The 6347-nt window shown below is 38.7% G+C and carries 9 protein-coding genes; all 9 read right to left on the bottom strand.

Annotation, left to right across the window (positions count from 1 at the left end):
• Positions 1 to 42: 42 nt before the first annotated feature.
• Positions 43 to 504 carry a GNAT family N-acetyltransferase gene (locus F9U64_RS10405; protein ID WP_153403134.1) on the bottom strand — a complete coding sequence of 154 codons (462 nt, stop codon included), beginning with the start codon at positions 502 to 504 and terminating at the stop codon, positions 43 to 45.
• 15 nt (positions 505 to 519) lie between these two features.
• A complete protein-coding gene (locus F9U64_RS10400) occupies positions 520 to 969 on the bottom strand; it encodes a GNAT family N-acetyltransferase (RefSeq protein ID WP_228275664.1) in 450 nt (149 codons plus the stop codon).
• A 116-nt stretch (positions 970 to 1085) separates the two neighbouring features.
• Positions 1086 to 1919: an SPL family radical SAM protein gene (locus tag F9U64_RS10395; protein ID WP_153403132.1), complete on the bottom strand. Its 834-nt coding sequence runs from the start codon at positions 1917 to 1919 to the stop codon at positions 1086 to 1088.
• Positions 1920 to 2116: 197 nt separating this feature from the next.
• Positions 2117 to 2212 carry a putative holin-like toxin gene (locus tag F9U64_RS10390; protein ID WP_153403130.1) on the bottom strand — a complete coding sequence of 32 codons (96 nt, stop codon included), beginning with the start codon at positions 2210 to 2212 and terminating at the stop codon, positions 2117 to 2119.
• Between the two features lie 103 nt (positions 2213 to 2315).
• A complete protein-coding gene (locus tag F9U64_RS10385; protein WP_153403129.1) occupies positions 2316 to 3530 on the bottom strand; it encodes an eIF2A family protein in 1215 nt (404 codons plus the stop codon).
• A 138-nt stretch (positions 3531 to 3668) separates the two neighbouring features.
• Entirely contained in the window at positions 3669 to 4256 is a 588-nt protein-coding gene (locus tag F9U64_RS10380; protein ID WP_153403127.1) for a hypothetical protein, read from the bottom strand.
• A gap of 122 nt (positions 4257 to 4378) precedes the next feature.
• Positions 4379 to 4882 carry a kinase gene (locus F9U64_RS10375; protein WP_153403125.1) on the bottom strand — a complete coding sequence of 168 codons (504 nt, stop codon included), beginning with the start codon at positions 4880 to 4882 and terminating at the stop codon, positions 4379 to 4381.
• Between the two features lies 1 nt (position 4883).
• Positions 4884 to 5618, bottom strand: a complete 735-nt coding sequence (locus F9U64_RS10370) for a hypothetical protein (protein ID WP_153403123.1) — start codon at positions 5616 to 5618, stop codon at positions 4884 to 4886.
• Positions 5619 to 5688: 70 nt separating this feature from the next.
• Entirely contained in the window at positions 5689 to 6279 is a 591-nt protein-coding gene (locus F9U64_RS10365) for a ribonuclease FAU-1 family protein (protein ID WP_153403122.1), read from the bottom strand.
• Positions 6280 to 6347 lie beyond the last annotated feature (68 nt).

Below are 6347 nucleotides of genomic sequence, written 5' to 3'. Positions count from 1 at the left end.
AATGATGTATCCTGCAAAAATGGCCATAAAGCGCACCCTCCTTTAGCGAACCTTCAACTTATATACTACTTCCTGATAATCATTCTCCTCATTTTGATTGATAAACCCTGCCTTCTCATACAAACGAATGGCCTTGTTGTTTTCTTTTTCAACGGTCAATGATATCACTTTGCAGTCGGGATGTTTCGCTTTGATTAACTCCATTATCTTCTGGAGAGACTGTTTACCATACCCTTTGCCTTGCTGTTCTTTATCAATCTGAAAGCCGCCAATCCAGTAATTGTCCTCACTATTGGGGGTATAGGTAAGATAAAAAGCGCCAATTATGGTATTGTTTTCATATATTATGTAAGGATCCAGTGCCTCATCCCAGGGTTTTACATAAGCATAGGCAAGTGATTCTGCAATCGTTGGTACAAATGGTTTCTGGCTCTCATGTACTTTTAATTGAAAGGCTTCTTCCCAATTGTCCTTTGTGATTTCTTCTATCCTGATATCATACATTTCCATGCTCTCCCTTTATTTATTGCGGCTATTAGAAGGAAAATACTCCATAGCCTCCCGACATTGCTGATAACCATTATTCTTGTAAAAGCCCACTCCCTCTTCACTTGGCCAAACAATAACAAATTCGATATGATTCTCTTCAACCCAGCTGTTAATAGTGGCGAGAACCTTACTGCCAATACCTTTATTCCTGTATCCTGGAACTGTATAAACATTGGTCATATAAGCAAAAGGCTGGGTGATTCTGCCAGGGCGAGGTACTTTCTGAATGAACTCAATGTAAATATGGGATACAATTTTCCCATTATCTTCAGCGACCCAAATCAGCCATTGATCACTTGTGAATACGCTTTCCAAAAAGGTGTGGCATTCTTTTTCGACTTCATCATAGGAGGCATCTTTTTTGGTTTCATCATATTCAAGGGTGAAATTCCATCTCATCATGATTAACTGATTTATCATTTTTTTCAGCTAGTCTTATTTGCATTTTTTCTGCCCCTTCGTCCACAATTATGGTAATTCCACTATATTTTAACATAAATTAAAAAAAAAACGATCCCCATAACAGAGAATCGATTTTACTTCGGAAAGGCTTCCTGCTTTGATACTCTCACCATTTCCTCTGGAAAATATTTCTTGAAATACTTCTCCACTTTGTGATGTAAATTTGGCTGGTACCATTTGTCTAATCCATTGTCTTTGAATAACTGGGGCATTCCTAGTCTTGCGGAACGTTTTCCCATCGATCCATCCCCAATGCTCAATGTATCAATCCAGATATGATCGACTTTGCCTGTTAATACGCTTGCGAATTCTGGCGTGAATGGCAAAACAGGGGAAATGGATGCTTGTGTGGCTATCCCGGCATCATGAAGTTCCTGTAATACACTCAATCGCAGCTTAATTCCCGGTGCATATGGAGCAAAAATCCGCTTGATATCTTCTCTGTCTGTTTCGACTGTCATGGAAACAAGCAATTCGCATTTTTCATGTAATTGCACTAGCAAGTCCAGATCTCTTTTGATCAGCGGGCCTCTTGTCTGGATCTGCAGAAAATCGGGCGGAAATTCGATCATTGCTTCCAATAACCCGCGGGTAATCTCTGCTTTTCGTTCAATCGGCTGGTAAGGGTCAGTGGCAGAAGACATGAAAATATTGACAGGTTTTGATCTTTTGCGGAGCTTCTGGATTTCGTTTTTGTAATTTTCTGTAGCATTTGTTTTGATATCCACCCATGTGCCCCACGGCAGGTCTTTGAACCGCTGGATCGGCATTTCCCTGACATAGCAGTACAGGCAGGAAAAACCACAGCCGCTGTATGGATTTAGTGAATGAGTAAACCCAACATCCAAATAACCTTTGGCTTCTGTTAAAATCTTCTTGGCATTTATTTCGTTTAGCTGTGTATTCATTTTAGCCCTCTTTTCCTGAAAAAAGATTAACGATATGACTTTGCTCGATTTATATGTTATAGTAAAGATAAGAACATCATATACTAATAACCCGCAGCTGGAACTGCGGGTAGTGGATAAGCGGTTCCCCCAGCGGGATCGGCTATCATAAGGGTGATAGACCTCTCCTAATTACTTTTGAGGGCAAATAGGGAGGTCTATTTTTTATTGATCAACGAAATGATCAATGTGAGTAATGCAATCAGGAAGGAACCAAAGCCTAACAGCACTCTGAAACTTTCATACATACTCATAAGCGTCACCCCCTTTCATCAAGGGGATTAGCCGACCTTGCCCTATTAGAACATTATCCTGTTCTATTATAACACAATTGATACGAACATGCATTCTGTTTATCTATTCAAAATAAAAAACAGGAGCTGAATCAATGCCCTTTATCCACATATATTCCTCCCCTGTTAACCCTTCCTTTACCCACACATCCCCTTTTAGATTATTCGCATTTCTTCTGAACCAGGTAAGGTGTGAACCAGCCATTTGAGGATCCCGATCATAATCGTTTTTATTTGGAAAAGTGATTTGGTTTTGCTCTTCAGTTTTTATATTGATGGCATAAAGTGCTGTGAACATGGTAGGTACAGATCCTTCACCCCAGTTCTTGTTTTCTTTCGCACGTGCTACAATGACTTGATCTGGTGAAAACCATTCCAAGCCAAGGTCAACATAGCCTTTAGGTGTGTATTCTTTTTGTTGTTTTGCTGTTGGTATATCCGCAATCGCAGTGTTTTTGTTCTCAACAAAAAATCTCCCCTCACCGGAAATATAAGCGAGTTTGTTTGCTTGTGGGGCCCACTTTATCCAGTCCGGGTTCCAAAGCATTGTCCCTATCACCTGAAAATCGGTTCCCTCTGATGATAAAACACTCAATATATTCTGATCAGCGGAAATAGAAGCAGTTGGAGTAGCTAAAAAGCTGACCCAAGTACCATCAAAATTCCATTTGAAATCATTCGCATTTATGGCAAATAACTTTTTTTCGTTCGTTTGGATCGTATAAAAAGGAGTGATTTTCTTTTTTGAGAAGATTGTTTCAACAGGTACTTTATAAAGCGGGACATGTCCCCATCCAGTTGGCCGTAAACTAGCTTGTGATGAAACAATAAATTCATTTCCATTCGGGAACCATTCAAAATCACTCACGCCAAGAGAGACATTTTCAAAACCGTATGGTTGGCCATTTTTCATTTTGGTAACATTTAAAATTCCTTTTGAAAGATAAGCTAATTGATTTTTATTAGGAGACCATTTGAAATTTGTCGATTCCACTGTAACATACGGCTGATAGTTTTCTTTTTTCTCAGTGTCATACAGGTATAAATCCGCTTTATTTCCCGCTTCATCACCATCATAATAGGCGATAAATCGACCATCATAGGACCATTTTGGTGAATACACTTTTTTGCCGTGTGTTAGTTGAATTTCTGTCGCCCCTTCCTTGATCCACAGCTGGCTGTCACGGATAAAAGCTGTTTTGAAGCTGGTATCTGCACTAACCATTGTGGTGAAAGAGAAACTGATAAAAATTAAAAATAAGATGATTCGAAATACCATGACCATCCCTCCTGTCTATAGGATGGCCTAATAATAGTGAAAATACTGGTTAAACTCAGTATATAATTTGATCAATAAAATAAAAAACCCGAAACTCTCCGTCTCATCTGTTATATGTACAGGACACATGGTATCCACTTATTTTTTAAATTCCGCTTTAAGCAAATAAGCTACATCATAATCTTCCAACTCATTCTTATGCCCTTCCACATTCTCATAAAATTCTTCTGGAAGTGAACTGACACCAGTTTCACTATCTGAATAACAAATAGATGCTAAAACTACTTCCTCTTCTCCAAAGGTTATTTTTTCTGGAATAGTCCCCCATACACTCATCATTTTTTCCAAGCCGGCGGAGGTCGGATCAGGACCTCTTGAAGAAGCCGTACTGCCTCCACTGCTAATGGCTAAGTTATATAAATTTGACTTGTCATTATTATTTACTGTTGTATAAATCACCATACCATCTTGCTCAATTGGTATAGTCATATTACTAAATTTCTTTTCCACTAATTTTCCTGATTCATATTTATCAACCCAGACAGTTAGCTCCTTGTATTCACTGTCTGCAGTAAAATCAAAGAGAAATGAATGATCTGAAACCGTAGAGAGAATGGCTTCTTCCCTCTCTGTTAAATCAACAACAGAGACAGTGTTTTCCTCATTAAAAGCACAACCACTTGTAAAAAACACCAGCAGCGCAAAAATTCGCCACATTTTTTTCATATTATCCCTTCCCTTTTATTGGGTTTTCGTTAACGCACGGGCTAAAGCGTATATTTTTCGTCAGCAGAATATCCGAATATAAGTATCGACAGGTAATTGGTGTGATGCGATAATTTTTCTAATCATTTCTCCTCCTGCACTTGTGCTAAAATCAGTTCCTCGACCTCACCCTGTGACATGTCATTTGTCAGTAATGTTTCACCTTCTGTGCCGAGATAATCGTTCGCATTCCACCAGGCACGCAAAGACTCTTCACCAAATTCCATTTTTTTGGCACGGGAGTTGTGGCGTGTGACCGTTTCTTCAAATGTTAAATCATAATAAAAAGTATAAGCATTGTGATTAAAATGCGTGATTAAATGATTCAACATCTCTCCATAACGATATTTGTACAATATACCTTCTACAATTACAAATTCACACCTGCCTTTGCCGTATTCCGCAATTTGCCTGATCAAATCTATCGAAAGGTTGCCATCCCTGTCTTTTACCTTTAACATGTCACGGCGGACGGTATCCTGGGAAACTAAGAGGGTTCCGCGCCCGAGATGATGCTGAAGTGCTTTTGCTGTCGTTGTTTTTCCACTTCCGGAGTTTCCTCGTATAATAATAAGCTTTGATTCCATATTATCCTCCTGACTTTTCCCAGTTAGCAACTGTCTCTAGTAAACTGTTTTTATTTTTGTTAAATTGGGTGATTCTGTGGCCATTGGCTCCTGATGGGTGGGGAAATCCTTGCAAGCAAACTTGAGTAATCTTGCCTTGCTGCTTCAATTCCGCGATAACCGCCTCTACCCTTTTCCCTAGAGGGATGATCAGCGAAGAACTTGGCAATGTTCGGATTTCTTTTGCAAACAAGTGATAAGAATAGCTGGAAAGAAGGTCACTATTTGCAAGTTTGGGCTGGTGACCTGTATAGTTTTTCCCTTTATAGAAAACCGGGTATTTGATCATGGAGGTTGTATGCAAGGTGGACCGGTTTTCGGCAAACAACGAAGAGGTGCTGGAGGTTCCCAGTGCATGATTCAGCTTGCATTCATCCAGCATAGTAATAAGATTAGCTCTCATGGTGCCTGAAAAGCTCGCTGCTTTTTTTGTTTCTTTCATAATCTTATCCAGGGGCAACTTCTTTTTATGTAATCTGCCAAATGTTTCGTAAGCAGTCTTCGTTTGTGTCCAGCCTGGCGTGATTCCGACAATAATGATGGCAGCTTGCTTGTTTATGTAGTCATTGTGTGGCGAATAATACATTTCCAGGTTCTTTTCTTTTTCTATTAAAAAATCTGGTGTGAGCAAATCTTCTTTTTTCAGTTCTCTGCTGTCAGGCAGTTTTTCGATAAATGGTAAGTATCGGTCTAACATATTTTGCTCCTTTATGGTTTAATCACATCACTGTTAAGATAGTTTGATAAGAAAATGAGTAATTAATAAATCAATACAAATACGAAAAGTCTTTTATTTTCTTATACTGCTCTACATTACTTAAGGATACCTTATTCATCTTAGGCTGAACGGGTATATCACCAAAAGAATGCAACGGATAATAATGGTTTAAGAAATTTATTAATCCTTCTGTTTCAATGATCGACAAAAGATCATCCAGCCCTTTTTTCGCACCGTTTTCTAACTCTTTGGACAGAAAATCATTTGCGATTCCCCATTCAAAATCATTTTCATCAATAACTGCATATGTTTTTCCATCAGGCTCCACTAATACATCAAGAAACAGATCAGCATTGTAGATATTATTTACAATTTCAAGATGGGGTGTGCTGATATCACAGTTAAAACACCAGGAAATATGATGATGTTCTTCCGTCCGAAAATTGCCATCTTTCGTCAAAGACACATTGATCTCAAACCATCTGTCTTTGAAAGAATAATGTCGCAATACTGCACCTTGAATTTCGACATCAAAAACAATACAGTTATGATCAAATCGTCTCACACCACTATTTGGTACTTCGAAAATCCTGACTTCATCTGGCAAATGTAAATTATAAAAAAATAGAGGGAATGTCATGTTTCCACCTGCCTATTGTTTTTCAATAATCTTATGATTTCAGCAACACCCATTGCAATACTGGCATT

The organism is Gracilibacillus oryzae, assembly GCF_009498735.1.
GTDB classification, from domain to species: domain Bacteria; phylum Bacillota; class Bacilli; order Bacillales; family Amphibacillaceae; genus Gracilibacillus; species Gracilibacillus oryzae.
Note: the sequence above shows the minus strand (reverse complement) of the source record. Positions and strands in the feature narration are given on the sequence as shown.